The organism is Flavihumibacter solisilvae (assembly GCF_000814475.1).
Classification (GTDB): domain Bacteria; phylum Bacteroidota; class Bacteroidia; order Chitinophagales; family Chitinophagaceae; genus Flavihumibacter; species Flavihumibacter solisilvae.
Window position 1 is genome coordinate 280213 of the sequence record NZ_JSVC01000015.1, and the last position, 14950, is coordinate 295162.

Sequence of the window (14950 nt, forward strand, 5' to 3'; positions counted from 1 at the left end):
CTTCAAAAAATGTACACTTTTAACGACAGGGACCTAAGCTGGCTTTCCTTCAATGAGCGGGTGTTAATGGAAGCCGGTGACAGGAAAGTACCACTGCTGGAGCGGATAAAATTCCTTTCCATTTACTCATCAAACCTCGATGAGTTTTACCGGGTCAGGATCCCGGCATTGATGGCGCTTGCCAGGATCAAAATGCCGGATAAAAAGAAATCAACCGCCGGGTCGAACGCAGAACCGGAAGCCCTTCCAGCGCAGGTAAGCATGACCGTTAGCAACCAGCTGGATAACTACGGTCACATTCTACGTGAGGGAATTCTACCGGAACTAAAAACCTATGGCATTCACCTGGTTTATAATGAACCATTGCCGGAAGTGATTCACAAGGCCACAAAAGAATATTTCTTTAACCAGGTTCTGGGCACACTCACGCCTGTTGACCTGCAGGCTGCGAAAGATTTCTTCCCGGAAAACAATCACCTGTATGCGTTGCTGGTATTGCAGCAGGGCGTTAACCAGAAGCAGCTTCTCATAAATATCCCGGTAAACCAGGTGCCACGGTTTTTTTCTGTCAACCCCAATGGGATCCAATACATCATATTCCTTGAGGATCTTATCAGGGCGCATATCGGTTACCTGTATAGCAGGTGGACAATAACCGGTTTCTATAACCTCAAAGTGACCCGTGATGCTGAGCTGTCATTGGAGGACGAATACACCGAAGACCTGGTGGAGAAGATGGAGAAACAGATCGCGCGCCGTGATTTCGGTTTGGCTACAAGGTTATTGTATGACGGGCGGCTGCCGGACGAACTGCTGAAGTTACTTGTGGCAGCATTCAGGTTGGAAAATGCAAATCTTGTATCAGGCGGGCCTTACCATAACCTGAAGGATTTCGCTTCATTACCTGTACACCAGCCCGGACTTTCCTACGGGAAATGGCAGCCGCATAAAGTGCGTGGGTTTACCGGTGAAAGCACATTGCTTGAATACATTGCCGGCAACGACCTGATGATCCATCCACCGTATCATTCCTTTGACCTGGTGCTCCGGTTTTTTAATGAAGCAGCGATGGATCCGGATGTGACCGAAATCTACACAACTTTATACCGGGTTGCGGAGCAATCGAAAATCGTCAATGCATTGATCAGTGCTGCCAGGAATGGTAAGAAAGTTACCGTGCTGGTTGAGCTTAAGGCAAGATTTGATGAGGCCAACAATATCCGCTGGGCAAAGATGATGAAGGCGGCAGGAGTGAAGCTGCATTACAGTCCCACTTCTTTAAAGGTGCACGCAAAAACAGCACTGGTTAAAAAGCAGAAAGAGGGAAAGACAAATTATTCCGGGCTATTCTCTACCGGCAACCTGAACGAGTCAACGGCCAGGTTCTATACCGACCATGTATTGTTTACTTCCCACAAAGAGATGTTGCAGGAACTGGAGCAGTTGTTTATAAAATTTGGCAGCCGTAAAGATGATGGCACAAAAGAACCCGAGTTTCGCTACCTGCTGGTCGCGAAATACAACCTGAAGAAGAAATTCTTGCAGCTCATCGACAGGGAGATCAGGCATGCCCGCGAGGGCAAGCCAGCTTCTATCAGGATCAAGCTCAATAATCTTGAAGAGCGCGACCTGATCAGCAAATTATATGACGCCTCCTTAGCCGGCGTTAAGATCGAGCTGCTGGTAAGGGGGATCTGTTGCCTGAAACCCGGCGTGCCGAATATGAGCAGCAATATCAGCGTAAAGCGGATCGTGTCGAGGTTCCTCGAGCATGGGCGGATCTTCATCTTCCACAACGATGGAAAAGACGATGTATACCTGGGGTCGGCAGACTGGATGAACCGGAACATTTACCGGCGGATCGAAGTCTGTTTCCCGGTGCACGATGCTGCCATTCGCCAGGAGGTCATTGACCTGGTGAAACTGCAACTCGGGGAAGAGTCACCGCAAAACGCTGTTTACCAATATCTCAGGTAGTGCGCGGGGCTCTTTTCCTGGTGAAATTCAGCACGATCATCGCCGAACCGATCAGGTACCAGGAAATGGGTGAAAGAAAAGGGTGGCTGGTTGAGGTGTAAGTAAGGGCCAGGATTACTGATCCCCATACAAGTAGCACATTTTCAATGGCTAACACGAGGAGGGTACGAATGTTTTGCATACGGATTGAGATTAGGGTACTATTAATAACAAAAAATCTGCATTTATATTGTGTCAGCGGATGCTGGCAAACCAGGGAGCCTGCACAAAGGAGCGGGAAAACCGGAACCTGACATTACTGGATAATGTAAGCACAATGCTGTTGATATTCCCGACGGTACGCGGGAACCAGGTAATTCTTCCTTCAATTGTGCCGAAAATGAGGTTTTCATTGGCTGTGCGGAAGCCACCGCCAAGCGCGCTATAGATATCTCCATGAAAAAGAGCTTTGCCCTGTGGGGCTAGCAGTGATCCCCGGGCGAAAGTGAAAAATCCGATCCGGAAGCCCAGGAGCTGCAGTCGGGTGAAAATAGCTGTTTCCATACCCAGGCTGAGCCGCTGCAATCCACGGATGCTGTCTGTCCGAAACCGGTGGATCCCGAATTCATTGTCGATCCGCAACTGGTCATACAGGTGGTAATTCCCGATGCCTGCATAGCTCATATTCAGAAACTGCCGCAATTTAAACCTGCGGAAGTTGAAAAGGCGGCTGAACCAGGACATGTTGAACAGGAGGCTGTTGTCTTCGAAACTTCCTTTGTAATAGTTTGTACCAAGGGCAAGGGTGTAACTCAGGTAGTTTTCCCTGATTTCCATCCAGTGGTTGTATTCCCAGCCAAAGTATGGTCTTTCAATGCTGTCGATGCGGGTATAGCCGGAGGTAAATTTCCTGGTGATACCGACGGGAAGGTCCTCTGTACGGCCAAAGCCAAAGATGTAATTGGTGCGGTAAAAATTCAGTTTGTACCAGCTGAATTCGCCAAGAACAAAGAGCTTATCGGTGTAGAGGTAATTGTAATCTTCAAGTACCGGTTTGCGGCTGAAGTGCTGGTTATACACCCGTACCGCGGCAAATTTTCTTTTCCGGTCATCTTCACGGTATTCGCTGAGGAATCGGGTAGTACGGGTCCCGAAGTTATAACCGCCCCATACATCGGTAAGCGCGTATTCATAATCCCGGAAAATGCTGTCGGGTTTCTCATACCGGTTTTTGGAAACATTCCAGCTCAGGTTCATTCCACCCGCAAATTTTGCATTGGGCGTATACAATGGCCGGTCAAGTTTGAGGTTGAGTGAGGTTTCATATTCATCACCCAGGGAAATTCCCTTGTCGATATTTGAGTAGGTCAGTTGAACATCCGTGAATGATCCACCGACATTATATTTCCTGTACATTATCTCAGAGCCGAATTTCGGCTGCCTGTATTTGTCATATAGCGCGGTGTATTCCAGGCGCTGTGCAGCTCCGAAAAGGTTGGCGTCGTAAATGGTACCTGAAAAGGAATTAATGCCCGATGCATCTGCTTTTCCTCCCCAGCTGAACACGTCGCGGACCACGACAATAATGTCGACTGAATCATGATTGCCGGGCACGGGCCGCACCCTGATCCGGGCATCCTTCACAAAATCGAGTTCGCGGAACAGCCGTTCATTGTCTGCCAGCTGGAAAGGGTCCAGCGATTGCCCGGGTTTCACAAACATGAACTGCAGGATGACACCGGGCCGGGTACCGCTTTGCAGAGAGTTGGCCAGCCTGGTAATGGAATTAAGGATATTCTCCGAGGTATCCAGCACGCTTTCCCCGAAGCCCAGTTTACGGACGATTGTTTTCCGGATGATGCGACCGGCGTAAGGCTGGAAGTAGCGCTCGCTTTTCTGGAAGAAGACCGAATCGTGTGTGCGGCCCCGTGCAATGAAGAAATTGTCGATGAAATCATTCGCAAAAGCCTTTACGCCACTCTTTTTACGGGTGGTATCCTGGGCATTGCAAATGCTTGCCAGGAATAGGAAAGCGAACAGGTAAATGATCTTCATGACATAGGAAAACGGCAGTGTGCTGTTTTTCCCCATATAAAATTAATGCCATGAAAATTTTCCCGGTGAAGCAACCCGGCTAAATAATCCAACGATTAAAGTAGTGAGCCATGTAAAGGAAAACTTGCTTTTTTGCTCCTTACTCCCAGAAGGGTCTGCGGCACTGCTTGCGGACCCTTCGCTATTCTGGGTCGCTGTTGGCATAATTTATACCTTTACCGACCTATATGTCGAAGCAAGCGCATCCCATTTATAACCTTTCTTTCGGACTACTTTGTCTCAGCTCCTTACTATTTTCGGCCAGCTTTAATATGCTCATCCCGGAGTTGCCTTCCTACCTGGAAAGCCTTGGTGGTGCGGAGTATAAGGGGTTGATCATCGCCCTGTTCACACTGACGGCGGGCATTTCCAGGCCTTTCAGCGGAAAGCTCACAGATACTATTGGCAGGGTGCCGGTAATGGCAGTTGGTTCAATTGTTTGCTTCATTTGCGGATTTCTTTACCCGGTGCTGGGGTCGGTAGCGGGTTTTCTTTTCCTCCGGCTGATCCATGGATTTTCTACAGGCTTTAAGCCGACGGCCACAGCAGCCTATGTCGCTGATATTGTACCGGTTCAGCGATGGGGCGAAGCGCTTGGCATCCATGGTATCTGCTTTAGTACCGGCATGGCTGTTGGACCGGCGATCGGCAGTGCAATCCGGCAATCTTATTCCATGGACGTGCTGTTCTATTGCTCGTCGTTATTTGCCCTGCTCTCGATCGTTATCCTGTACAATATGAAGGAAACGCTGGAGAATAAAGTAAGATTCAAAGCTTCCCTGCTTCGGATCACACAAAACGAGATCATCGATGTGAATGCACTGCCTGCAGCAATTGTAACACTGCTTTCCTATATCTCCTATGGGGCAATACTAACATTGATCCCGGATTGGGGCGAACACCTGGGGATTCATAACAAAGGATTGTTTTTTATGGTCTTCACACTGGCCTCCCTGCTTGTGCGGTTTATTGCCGGCAAAGTTTCTGACCGGAAGGGACGGGTAAATGTGATCATTACAGGGTTGGTGATCCTGTTTATTTCGCTTCTTGTGCTTGGAATTTCGGGGAATGTGACGGGGCTGCTGGGCGGTGCCGTATTATACGGTGTTGCAACAGGTATTTTATCGCCCGCTGTGAATGCGTGGACTATTGACCTCAGCCTTCCTGAACACCGGGGAAAGGCAATGGCAACCATGTATATTGCGCTGGAAGCCGGTATCGGGCTGGGAGCTTTAATAGCGGGCTGGGTATACCATGATATAATTGTTCGCATTCCATGGATCCTCATTGCCGCTGGTACTTTTTCTGTTTTTGCATTACTGTATCTAGGGTTAAGAAACAGAAAAAGAATCGCACATTCTTAAAACTGGCACCATTTTCGGGGATGTTACATGTCGCTCCAATCTACAATCTAAAAATGATCATTATGAAAAAGTTTTTGGTATTACTTATTGTTGCCGCATTTGCATCTTTTTCCGTAGTTGCTCAGGAAACTAAAGATTACAAACAAGATCGTACCGAATGGGAAAAAAAGATCAAGGACGAACTTAAGCTCACTCCTGAACAAACACAGAAGTATGATGCACTCAATAGCGAATACAATCCGAAATTTGACGCGATCATGAATGATGCATCTCTATCAAAAGATGTACAGAAAGAAAAGAAGATGGCGCTAAAAAAGGAAAAGGAAGCTAAGATGATGGAATTCCTGACTCCGGAACAACAAACCAAGTACAGGGAGATAGTGGACAAGAAGAAAAAAGAAATGGAAAAACAGTAAACTAATGTGTTTTTTCAGACAACCCGGTAGTGGCTTTCGCTGTTACCGGGTTTTTTTTTATGTAGTTTGTCCGTTTTCGGTTGCCCCGTCCGTCATAGATCAAACAAATTGAATAATCACTTAAAAAGTAAGTTATGGAAAAGTACATGCTGATCTTTCATGGTGGGATGGACGGACAGAGCCCCGAATTAATGCAGGAACAAATGGGTAAATGGATGGCCTGGATCGAAAAGCTTAGCAGCACCAACCAGTATTTGGGAGGGGAACCGCTGCTGCCAGGCGGAAAACTCGTAAAGGGAAACAAAACAGTTACTGACGGGCCCTATACTGAAGGTGCCGAAGTAGTAGGTGGCTATTTTATTGTTTCCGCAAAAGATATGGACGAAGCAGTACAGATTGCCAAAGAATGTCCTGACCTGGAGTATGGGACAAGTGTGCAGGTACGTGAGGTTATGAAAATTGATATGTAAATTCAATATATAAATTAATTGTTTATGAAAAAATTACTCGCGCTGGCTCTAACATTGGGGCTGTTCAGTTTTACCCTCAACGATCCGCTGTCTGAAAAGGACAGGAAATTCGCCCTTACTTATTTTAATGAGGTAAAGGATCGCCTGAACAACGATATCAAAGGATTGTCTGACGAACAGCTAAACTGGAAAGCAGCTGATTCCGTTTGGAGTATAGCTAACTGTATCGAGCATATTGCCATTGCGGAAAAGAATCTCACTGAATATGCCATGGCCTCCTTGAAGGAAACTGCAGATCCTGCAAAAAAGACCGAGCTCAAACATACTGATGAAGCCATCATGAAAATGATCACAGACCGCAGCTTCAAAGCGAAGGCCCCCGAAGGCTTTAGACCCACCGGGCAGTTCGGTTCTGCAAAAGATGCCTTGAAGACATTCAACGAACGACGTGATGCCAACCTCAGTTTTCTTAAGTCAACACAGGAAGATCTCCGCAATCATTTTATTCCCCATCCATTCCTGGGTACCATCGATTCTTACCAGATGATGTTGTTCATAAACGCGCATACTTTGCGTCATACCTTGCAGGTGGAAGAAGTGAAAGCGAATCCTGCATTTCCAAAAAAATAATCAGTGGATGGAACTGAAGTCAGTAAACTGGTAAGTCATCTTTTCCGGCACGAATCGGGAAAGATGACTTCAGTTTTGGCGCGATTGCTGGGTATGCAACACCTGCACCTGGCCCAGGATATAATCCAGGACACCTTATTGCAGGCGATGAATTCATGGCCATATTCGGGCATACCTGAAAATCCGCAAGCATGGTTGTACCATGTAGCCAGGAATAAGGCCATCGATGCACTGCGCAGGAACAAAAAGTTCAGGGAGATCCGGTCCCGCTATGCAATGCTGTTACAATCGGAATGGACACTTAGTCCAACCGTTCACCAGCTGTTTATGGATAATGAGATAGAGGACAGCCAACTCCGGATGATGTTTGCCTGCTGCCATCCATCCATTCCCACGGAGTCGCAGGTCGCTCTTGTACTAAAAACTTTATGCGGGCTCAGCATCAGCGAAATAGCCCATGCTTTTCTCACAACAGATGAAACCATTGCCAAACGTATTTACCGGGCGAAAGAAAAGATCCGAACCGAGTGCATAGAACTTGAAGTACCTGAAGGCGACGCATTAAAAGACCGGCTCGATGCGGTGCTCAAGTCGCTGTACCTGCTGTTCAACGAGGGATACAATGCTTCTAACCCGGCACACTTCATCAGGGAAAACCTGTGCAGCGAGGCGATGCGGCTTTGCGCACTGTTATGTTCCCACCCGCTTACCGGGCTGCCTCGGACGCATGCACTCATGGCCTTGTGCTGTTTCCAGTCGAGCCGCCTCAGTTCCAGGCTGGACGAAAATGGCCAGATCATATTATTGAAATACCAGGATCGGAGCACGTGGGACAAAGAACTGATCAGTAATGGATTTGCACATCTCGAGTTGGCTGCGGAACCATTTGAGGTTTCAGCATATCATCTTGAAGCGGCAATTGCATCGCGTCATGCTGCCGCCGCTTCTTTTGGGCAAACCGACTGGTTAAGCATCTTTAATCTTTACGAGCATTTATTCCGTTTACAGCCGAACCCTGTTGTAGCCATGAACAGGGCCATCGCTTCCGCCTATGCTATCGGTATCGGGTATGCGATTGGAGAGCTTCACCGGATAACGGGGCTGGAAGGCCATTACCTTTATCATGCATCGCTGGGTGAATTATATATTGAATTATCTGAATTTGAAAAGGCGCACGGCTATTTTGAAAAGGCGTATGAACTTGCGTCCAGCGAGCCGGAGAAACAACTGTTAAGTGCGCGAATGGCATTATGTAAAATGAAAAGCCCCGCAGAGCGGGGCATCCATGTAAAACATCTGTAAAACAACCAATTCCGACTAAAAATACTTCTACTTGTTGTGCTAGGGTTAGGGTTTAGCGGGTTCCTGTAATTATATCCGGAACAAAGATGCTCAGCAGATGGTGCGTTTCGAAATCCTTTCGATGAACCACCCTTTTTTGCCGGTGAATGGACCTGAAACAAATTTTTTTGGAAACTTTAAACTTCGGCAACTGCGTATAGTCCTATCTGTTGTATAACTTCTACTTTATGAAAACAGTTAAATTGATCGGGCTTGCAGTAGCCGCATTATTATCGGGATCAGCCGGGTATGCGCAGTCGGTACAGGAGCAGGAGCAGGAACAGGCAAAGGTTGCCGGCGATAACTTCAGTCTCGGCGCCGCCCTCGAACTTTTCAAACAATCATCATCACCCGAAGATTTTGAGCGCAGGATAAATGCAGAAGGAAATGATGTGAACAACCTGGACCTGAACAACGACGGTGAGATTGACTATATCCGGGTTATCTCACGTAAGGAAAATGATTCACACGTATTTATCATGCAGGCAATGCTTTCCGAATCGGAAAACCAGGACATTGCCGTTATAGAGCTGGAAAAGAACGGCAAAGAAAGCGCGATGATCCAGATCGTTGGCGATGAAGACATCTTCGGTGAGCAGGTGATCGTTGAGCCGCAGGATGAAGCGGAAGATACCGGCATGAATTACAGCTATCCCAAAAACACCCATGGTCCCGCGTTTGAATCACCCGAAAGCGGATCGCGGGTTGTTATTAATGTATGGTTCTGGCCATCCGTACGGTTTGTGTATGGCCCTGCGTATATTACCTGGATGTCGCCCTGGTCGTGGAGAAGCAGGCCGGTTTGGTATCGTCCGTGCAGGCCGGCATACTACCATGTGTACTACCCGAGGCGGGTTTATTATAACCGCTATTACCCTGTTGTACATACGCATCGCGTAGTGCATGCCCACCAGGTATATGTGCCACATCGGACGAATCATTACCACCAGGGAAACAGGTACTATGGCGACAATCGCCGGCCCGAAAGGACATACCGCGATGGAAGGGATAATCGTGACAGGAGGGATCACCGCGACGGAAGGGATTACAACAACAGGAGAGAAAACCATGACAGGAGAGAAGCTCGTGACGGAAGAAGCGTTCGTGATGGAAGGGATGGCCGCGATGGAAATGGTGGTCGTGGTGGAAGGGATTACAACCAGGGAAGGAATGACCAGCGCCCGCGCGAGTATCGCGAACATAACAACAATGGCCGGCGGGAGTATGGAAACAGTCGTGGTAATGGTAACCGCGGCAATGGTAACGGGAACGGCAATAGTAATGGGAACGGAAATGGCAATGGCAACGGAAATGGCCGCCATGGAAGGAGAGGATAAAAAAAAGTTTACTTACTGCCGGGATGATTAGTCCCAGGCAGTAAGTAAACAACAAACAATGAGCACTTATGGCTCAAATCATTATTAGCTCTGACTTTCCAGCAACTGGATCTCTGCAAGTACGCGGATGTCATCACCTACAACTACACCACCTGTTTCCAGTGCTGCATTCCAGGTAAGTCCGAATTCCTTCCTGTTGATCCTGGTGTCGATGCTGAAAGCTGCTTTTGTATTTCCCCAGGGATCGCGAACGCTTCCACCGTATTCAACGGGGATAGCAAGCGGACGTGTTACTCCTTTAATAGTAAGATTACCGTTCAGTACATAATCGGCTCCTTTAGCTCTTTCAAATGAAGTTGATTCAAAACGGATTTCCGGGAATGTTTCTGCATCGAAGAAGTCACCGGACTTCAGGTGACCATCCCTTTGCTCGTTATTGGTGTTGATGGTTGCGGTATCTGCAGTGAACACGATTTTAGCATCGCTGAAGTCTTCCTTTGAAGACGATACCTGTACATCGAACTTACCGAAGGAACCGGTAACCGTAGAGATCATCAGGTGTTTTACTTTAAAACCTACTTCTGAGTGTGCGGGGTCAAGGACCCATTTCGTTTTTGCCAGTGTTTCCATTTTATTCGTTGTTTAATTGTTTATTTACGAACAAAATTACTATCACCGGCAGGGGGTGCCCAATAACCCAGGTTAAGTAATTTTCTTAATCCAGGTTAACCATTTGCTGTAACATCTCCACCACACCATTCTCATCATTGCTCTTTGCGCGGTAACGTGCTGCCTTCTTGATATCAGGGTGCGCGTTTTCCACTGCGAAGCTGAAATGGGCTTTACTCATCATTTCGAGATCATTAAGGTAATCGCCGAAGACCATGGTGTCTTCCGCACTTATTCCAAACCGTTGTTGTACAACTTCCAGCGCACGGCCCTTATTGGCGAGTTTATGGGAAAGGTCAAGCCAGATCTTACCTGAGATCTTCACCTGAAGTTCGTCTTCACGATCTTTGAAGTAACCGTAGCTATTGACCGAAGAACCGACGAGGTCGCAGATGGCGATCTTCAGGAATTCATCATCGGTTACCTGGAGAAGGTCGGGCACGACCTCATATTTTTCATAATACAGTTCCACGTTGGAAATGAATTCAGGATTGGTATGCTGCACATACGCTTTTTTCTTTCCGCATAAAATCGGGTAAGCGCCGGCAATTCCCAGTGCGGTTGCCAACAGTTCCCTGGTAACCGCTGCGGGCATGGCCTGCACAAGAAGTTCCTCGTTCCTGTACACGACATAACTGCCGTTTTCGGAGATGAAGATCACATCTTCAACGATGGGTTCGAAACGCTTCTGGAGGTTGAAGAGTTGCCGGCCGCTTGCTGCTGAAAACAGGATGCCTTTCGACTTTAGTTGTGAGAATGTCGGGTAAAAATCATTACTGAGTTTGTGCCGTGAATCGAGAAGGGTACCATCAATATCTGTAACCACTAGCCTGACAGTTGATAAATTCATGGGTGCAAATTTAATGCTTTGCACCCGATACCGGTTTGGCGCGTTCATATTGGACAGGCCAATGCATTTCTCCATTGAGCTGATCAGCGGCATGCAGCGGGAAATAAGGATTTCTTAACATTTGCCTGGCAAGAAAAATGAGGTCCGCCTGGCCATTGCCAATGATTTGTTCAGCCTGGGCTGCAGTTGTTATCAGTCCCACCGCACCGGTTTTGATGCCAGTCTTTCTTACTTCTTCCGCGAAATGCACCTGGTAACCGGGTGCCAGCGGAATCTGGACTTTGGCAGTATTTCCCCCTGACGAACAATCGACTAGGTCCACCCCGCTGTCTTTCAGGATTTGCGCAAGCTTAACAGAGTCGTCGGTTTTCCACCCACCTTCTGCCCATTCGGAAACAGATAACCTCACAAACAACAGGTTCTCCTTCGGCCATACCTCTTTTATATTTTGAATGACTTCAATCAGCAGGCGGATCCTGTTCTCAAAACTTCCACCATAACTATCTGTACGTTGATTGCTGAGCGGTGAAAGGAATTCATTGATGAGATAGCCGTGAGCAGCATGGATCTCGATAACGGTAAACCCTGCCTGTACTGCCCTTGAAGCTGCAGCACGAAAATCTGCGATCACTTTTTTTATTCCTGCTACATCCAGTGCTTCCGGTGCAGTTTCTTCTTCCCGAAAAGGAATGGCGCTTGGTGCGAATGTTTTCCATCCACCTGCTGATACCGGGATTTCTTTCCCACCCTGCCATGGAGGAGTATGTGAAGCCTTACGGCCGGCATGTGCGAGCTGGATGCCTGCCACGCAATCCTGTTGCTGGATAAACCGTACAATCCTTGCCAATGGTTCTATATGTTCATCTTTCCAGATGCCGAGGTCGGAAGGAGAGATCCTGCCCTCTGGTGAAACTGCTGTCGCCTCACTGATCACCAGTGCTGCCCCACCCACGGCGCGGCTCCCGAGATGAACCAGGTGCCAGTCGTCTGCAAAGCCATCTACCGAAGAGTATTGGCACATAGGAGAAACAACGATCCTGTTCTTTAACGTAACATTCCGGATTTGCAGAGGGGAAAATAATGCTGACATAGCTACAAAAGTAACTGCATTTATTCCTGATTTTCGCCGGCAGCAGCAGGTTGCCATCTCTTCATGATAACTTCAATTAGCCTCCGCGTTCCGATCCGCTGATCCGAACTCCCATTTCCCTTTTGTACATGCAGTTTTCTTATTCCCTGGAAATCATTGCGAACGATTCAACCGGGCGTTCGGATTTGCCAATCCGAACAGGTAATGCGCTCCTATAGCAGTTCGGATTTGCCAAACCGAACAGTGACGCCTTTCCTGGAGGCCAACTTTGTGTCCGCACTTCAAATTTCAAAACCAAAATCAAATTACAATGTGCAGAAGAAGAAAGCGGGTAATGGGCCTAATCCTTTTTGTTGTTTTCGGATCGGTCGCTGAAATGGCATCGGCCCAGTCCGGGTCATATGACATCAGGTCGGCTATTCAAACCGCTATATCAAACAATTACTCGCTGAAAGCCGACAGCCTCAACCTCAGGATGGCGGACGAAAAGAAAAAGGAAGTCAAGGCAGGTTACCTGCCGCAAGCCAACTTTACCACCCAGAGCGAGTACAACCCGGCGATAGCTTCGCAGCTGTTACCAGGTTCCGTGATCGGGCAGCCAAACAAGGACTATGTTGGCGTGAAATTCGGCACCCGGTACAATATGCGTGCGGGTGTAGAAGTAACCCAGGCACTCTACCGGAAAGACCTGAAGCTGCAGGTCAAAAATGCAGCATTGCAGAAGGGGATCGAATCGTCGAAGTTCAACCTGTCGAAGGAAGAACTGGTTTACCAGGTCGCCACTTCGTTCTATTCCCTGCAGGCTTATGCTGAAATGCTGCGGACCAACAATCGCGACTATAGCAATATGAAGGGGGTGCTGGCGATTGCACAGGCGCAGTACGACAATGGCGTGCTGAAAAAGATCGACCTGCAGTCGCTCCAGATCAACGTAGCAAACCTGCTGTCCAACATCCAGCAACTGCAGACCAATTATGATGAACAGCTTACCCGGTTCAATTACCTGCTCGGACTACCAGCTGCTGCCAAGACTGTTATTGCTGACACAATTACAGCAGGCACCAGCCAGGCGGAGATTAGGGGTGGTATTTTTCAAAGGGAAGACATCAGGCTTTCGCGGCAGTTGATCGAATCAAAGGAAGTTGAAATGAATGCGATCAGGGCGGAGAGTAAACCTTCTGTCAATTCCTATTTCAGGTATTATTATAACAGCCAGTTCAACGATCCAGGCAAGGCGTTCAATGGGGACTATTCATACAGGAGTTCAACGGTAGGAGTTACCATGACGCTCCCGATCCTGGACGGTAACCGCAGGAAGAGCAGGGTCAATACGGCGAGGCTTCAGCTCGAACAGCTGAAGCTGCAGGATAACCAGAAGCTCGAACAGGCTCATATGGAACAAGCAAGTGCCGCGCTCACATTCGGTAACAACCAGGAGCAGGTGGCTATCACCAGGCACAACCTCGCGCTGGCGATGGATGTGTTCACTGCCCGCCGCGAGTTGTACGCCCAGGGTGTATCATCACTGATGGAACTGCTTGAAGCGGAAAAGGAACTGAGCAATGCAGACAACCTGCACATCCAGGCGCTGATCGACCTGCAGACCGCAAGACTCGATATGCACAAAGCAAACGGATCATTATTAACTGACTTTATCAACACATTATAAAATGAAAAAGAAGATCGTATCAATAGGCATCGGCTTAGGCCTCGTTGTTTTAATCGGCGTGGTACTCGCAAATAACAAATCAAAGATTGACCTCGCTGCAAACCCGAAAAAAATAAAACCACAGATTCCTGTTAAGGCAATTGAAGTAAAGGAGGATACATTTTCCACTTCCTTTACGCTGAACGGTGAAACAAGCCCGGTTCGCGAAGTGACCATCGCATCGGAAGTGCAGGGAAAACTGGTGAACCTGCTGATAAAGAACGGTGACAGGGTCAGTGCCGGACAGGCGATCGCCTCACTTGATGCGTCGGTTTACACTGCTCAAATGAGAAGTTTGGAATATTCCATCAGTAAAGCAGAACTCGACCTGGAAAGATACAAGCGTCTGATCGACCTGGGAGGCGCCACACCGCTGCAACTGGAATCAGTGAGGATCAACCATGAATCGCTGCTTGCGCAGAAGAAAGAAGTTCTTCAGCAAATGGATCACATGCAGATCAGGGCACCCTTCAGTGGTACCATGGAAAACCTGCTCGTGGAAAAAGGGTCGTATGTAAGCTTCGGAACAAAACTGGCGGAGCTGATCGATAACTCTGCCCTCAAGATCCAGGTGTACCTGTCGGAGAACGAAGCGTTTCGCGTGGTGCCGGGACAACCCGTCAGCATCAGCAGCCCGGTGCTGTCGCACCCCGTTGAAGGAAAGATCGCGATGCTCAGTGATAAGGCCGATGCATCCGGAAAATTCCTGGCAGAGATCCATTATGTCAACACCGGCGAAGAGAAACTGAAAGCCGGGATGATCACTGATGTGGCTTTTGTAACGGGATCAACATCAACAGGACTGTCGATACCGGCCTCGGCACTTACTGGAAGTGCAAAACATGCAAAGGTATTCGTGGTGAAAGAGGATAAAGCGGAACTGCGGGAGATCAGCACAGGTATCGTAACGCCGACAAAAGTGCAGGTGACCGGGGGACTTAAGGCAGGTGAACAGGTAGTGGTTTCAGGCCAGCTGAACCTGGAGACCGGTACCGCCATATCAATAATCAAATAAAACTGATCCT

Annotated in this window: 14 protein-coding genes; 9 read left to right on the forward strand and 5 right to left on the reverse strand. The window is 48.1% G+C overall.

What is annotated here, in order from left to right; all coding sequences use genetic code 11:
- The first annotated feature begins 9 nt into the window (after nucleotides 1–9).
- Entirely contained in the window at nucleotides 10–1977 is a 1968-nt protein-coding gene (gene ppk1, locus OI18_RS13985) for a polyphosphate kinase 1 (protein ID WP_039140707.1), read from the forward strand.
- On the opposite strand, the gene OI18_RS13990 is transcribed toward ppk1, so the two are convergent.
- Together OI18_RS13990 and OI18_RS13995 are read right to left on the reverse strand one after the other, a co-directional pair.
- Nucleotides 1970–2158 (reverse strand): hypothetical protein, encoded by a 189-nt coding sequence (locus OI18_RS13990; protein ID WP_039140710.1) that lies wholly within the window; start codon nucleotides 2156–2158, stop codon nucleotides 1970–1972. The two genes, ppk1 and OI18_RS13990, sit on opposite strands and share 8 nt — an antisense overlap.
- Before the next feature lie 53 nt (nucleotides 2159–2211).
- Nucleotides 2212–4047: a hypothetical protein gene (locus OI18_RS13995; RefSeq protein WP_039140711.1), complete on the reverse strand. Its 1836-nt coding sequence runs from the start codon at nucleotides 4045–4047 to the stop codon at nucleotides 2212–2214.
- A gap of 191 nt (nucleotides 4048–4238) precedes the next feature.
- Here OI18_RS13995 and OI18_RS14000 point away from each other — a divergent pair, with 191 nt between their 5' ends.
- The 6 genes from OI18_RS14000 to OI18_RS23840 all read left to right on the forward strand — a co-directional run bounded on the left by OI18_RS14000 (nucleotide 4239) and on the right by OI18_RS23840 (nucleotide 9608).
- Nucleotides 4239–5414, forward strand: coding sequence for an MFS transporter (locus tag OI18_RS14000; protein ID WP_039140713.1), 1176 nt, complete (start codon nucleotides 4239–4241; stop codon nucleotides 5412–5414).
- Between the two features lie 62 nt (nucleotides 5415–5476).
- Complete coding sequence (locus tag OI18_RS14005) at nucleotides 5477–5830, forward strand: hypothetical protein (RefSeq protein ID WP_152616827.1); 354 nt, start codon at nucleotides 5477–5479, stop codon at nucleotides 5828–5830.
- 134 nt (nucleotides 5831–5964) lie between these two features.
- The gene (locus OI18_RS14010; RefSeq protein ID WP_039140717.1) at nucleotides 5965–6300 is read left to right on the forward strand and encodes a YciI family protein; all 336 of its coding nucleotides are present in this window, start codon (nucleotides 5965–5967) and stop codon (nucleotides 6298–6300) included.
- A gap of 24 nt (nucleotides 6301–6324) precedes the next feature.
- Nucleotides 6325–6930 carry a DinB family protein gene (locus OI18_RS14015; protein ID WP_039140719.1) on the forward strand — a complete coding sequence of 202 codons (606 nt, stop codon included), beginning with the start codon at nucleotides 6325–6327 and terminating at the stop codon, nucleotides 6928–6930.
- A 3-nt stretch (nucleotides 6931–6933) separates the two neighbouring features.
- Nucleotides 6934–8232, forward strand: coding sequence for an RNA polymerase sigma factor (locus OI18_RS14020; protein ID WP_039140721.1), 1299 nt, complete (start codon nucleotides 6934–6936; stop codon nucleotides 8230–8232).
- A 227-nt stretch (nucleotides 8233–8459) separates the two neighbouring features.
- The gene (locus tag OI18_RS23840; RefSeq protein ID WP_052273227.1) at nucleotides 8460–9608 is read left to right on the forward strand and encodes a hypothetical protein; all 1149 of its coding nucleotides are present in this window, start codon (nucleotides 8460–8462) and stop codon (nucleotides 9606–9608) included.
- Between the two features lie 84 nt (nucleotides 9609–9692).
- Here the strand turns inward: OI18_RS23840 and OI18_RS14030 are convergent, their stop codons facing one another.
- The 3 genes from OI18_RS14030 to namA form a co-directional block, all read right to left on the reverse strand.
- Nucleotides 9693–10238, reverse strand: coding sequence for a YceI family protein (locus OI18_RS14030; protein ID WP_240312774.1), 546 nt, complete (start codon nucleotides 10236–10238; stop codon nucleotides 9693–9695).
- An 85-nt stretch (nucleotides 10239–10323) separates the two neighbouring features.
- A complete protein-coding gene (locus tag OI18_RS14035; protein WP_039140722.1) occupies nucleotides 10324–11127 on the reverse strand; it encodes an HAD family hydrolase in 804 nt (267 codons plus the stop codon).
- A gap of 10 nt (nucleotides 11128–11137) precedes the next feature.
- The gene (namA, locus tag OI18_RS14040) at nucleotides 11138–12217 is read right to left on the reverse strand and encodes an NADPH dehydrogenase NamA (protein WP_039140724.1); all 1080 of its coding nucleotides are present in this window, start codon (nucleotides 12215–12217) and stop codon (nucleotides 11138–11140) included.
- A gap of 310 nt (nucleotides 12218–12527) precedes the next feature.
- On the opposite strand from namA, the gene OI18_RS14045 reads away from it, so the two are divergent.
- Nucleotides 12528–13886, forward strand: a complete 1359-nt coding sequence (locus tag OI18_RS14045; RefSeq protein WP_082037977.1) for a TolC family protein — start codon at nucleotides 12528–12530, stop codon at nucleotides 13884–13886.
- A gap of 1 nt (nucleotide 13887) precedes the next feature.
- Nucleotides 13888–14940 carry an efflux RND transporter periplasmic adaptor subunit gene (locus OI18_RS14050; protein ID WP_039140731.1) on the forward strand — a complete coding sequence of 351 codons (1053 nt, stop codon included), beginning with the start codon at nucleotides 13888–13890 and terminating at the stop codon, nucleotides 14938–14940.
- The last annotated feature ends 10 nt before the right edge of the window (nucleotides 14941–14950 follow it).

Coding starts and splice junctions, on each gene's coding strand:
- OI18_RS14010 (WP_039140717.1), top strand. CDS start 5,965: ATGGAAAAGTACATGCTGATCTTTCATGGTGGGATGGACGGACAGAGC.
- namA (WP_039140724.1), bottom strand. CDS start 12,217: ATGTCAGCATTATTTTCCCCTCTGCAAATCCGGAATGTTACGTTAAAG.
- OI18_RS14045 (WP_082037977.1), top strand. CDS start 12,528: ATGTGCAGAAGAAGAAAGCGGGTAATGGGCCTAATCCTTTTTGTTGTT.
- OI18_RS14000 (WP_039140713.1), top strand. CDS start 4,239: ATGTCGAAGCAAGCGCATCCCATTTATAACCTTTCTTTCGGACTACTT.
- OI18_RS14005 (WP_152616827.1), top strand. CDS start 5,477: ATGAAAAAGTTTTTGGTATTACTTATTGTTGCCGCATTTGCATCTTTT.
- OI18_RS14030 (WP_240312774.1), bottom strand. CDS start 10,238: ATGGAAACACTGGCAAAAACGAAATGGGTCCTTGACCCCGCACACTCA.
- OI18_RS14050 (WP_039140731.1), top strand. CDS start 13,888: ATGAAAAAGAAGATCGTATCAATAGGCATCGGCTTAGGCCTCGTTGTT.
- ppk1 (WP_039140707.1), top strand. CDS start 10: ATGTACACTTTTAACGACAGGGACCTAAGCTGGCTTTCCTTCAATGAG.
- OI18_RS13995 (WP_039140711.1), bottom strand. CDS start 4,047: ATGGGGAAAAACAGCACACTGCCGTTTTCCTATGTCATGAAGATCATT.
- OI18_RS14015 (WP_039140719.1), top strand. CDS start 6,325: ATGAAAAAATTACTCGCGCTGGCTCTAACATTGGGGCTGTTCAGTTTT.
- OI18_RS13990 (WP_039140710.1), bottom strand. CDS start 2,158: ATGCAAAACATTCGTACCCTCCTCGTGTTAGCCATTGAAAATGTGCTA.
- OI18_RS23840 (WP_052273227.1), top strand. CDS start 8,460: ATGAAAACAGTTAAATTGATCGGGCTTGCAGTAGCCGCATTATTATCG.
- OI18_RS14035 (WP_039140722.1), bottom strand. CDS start 11,127: ATGAATTTATCAACTGTCAGGCTAGTGGTTACAGATATTGATGGTACC.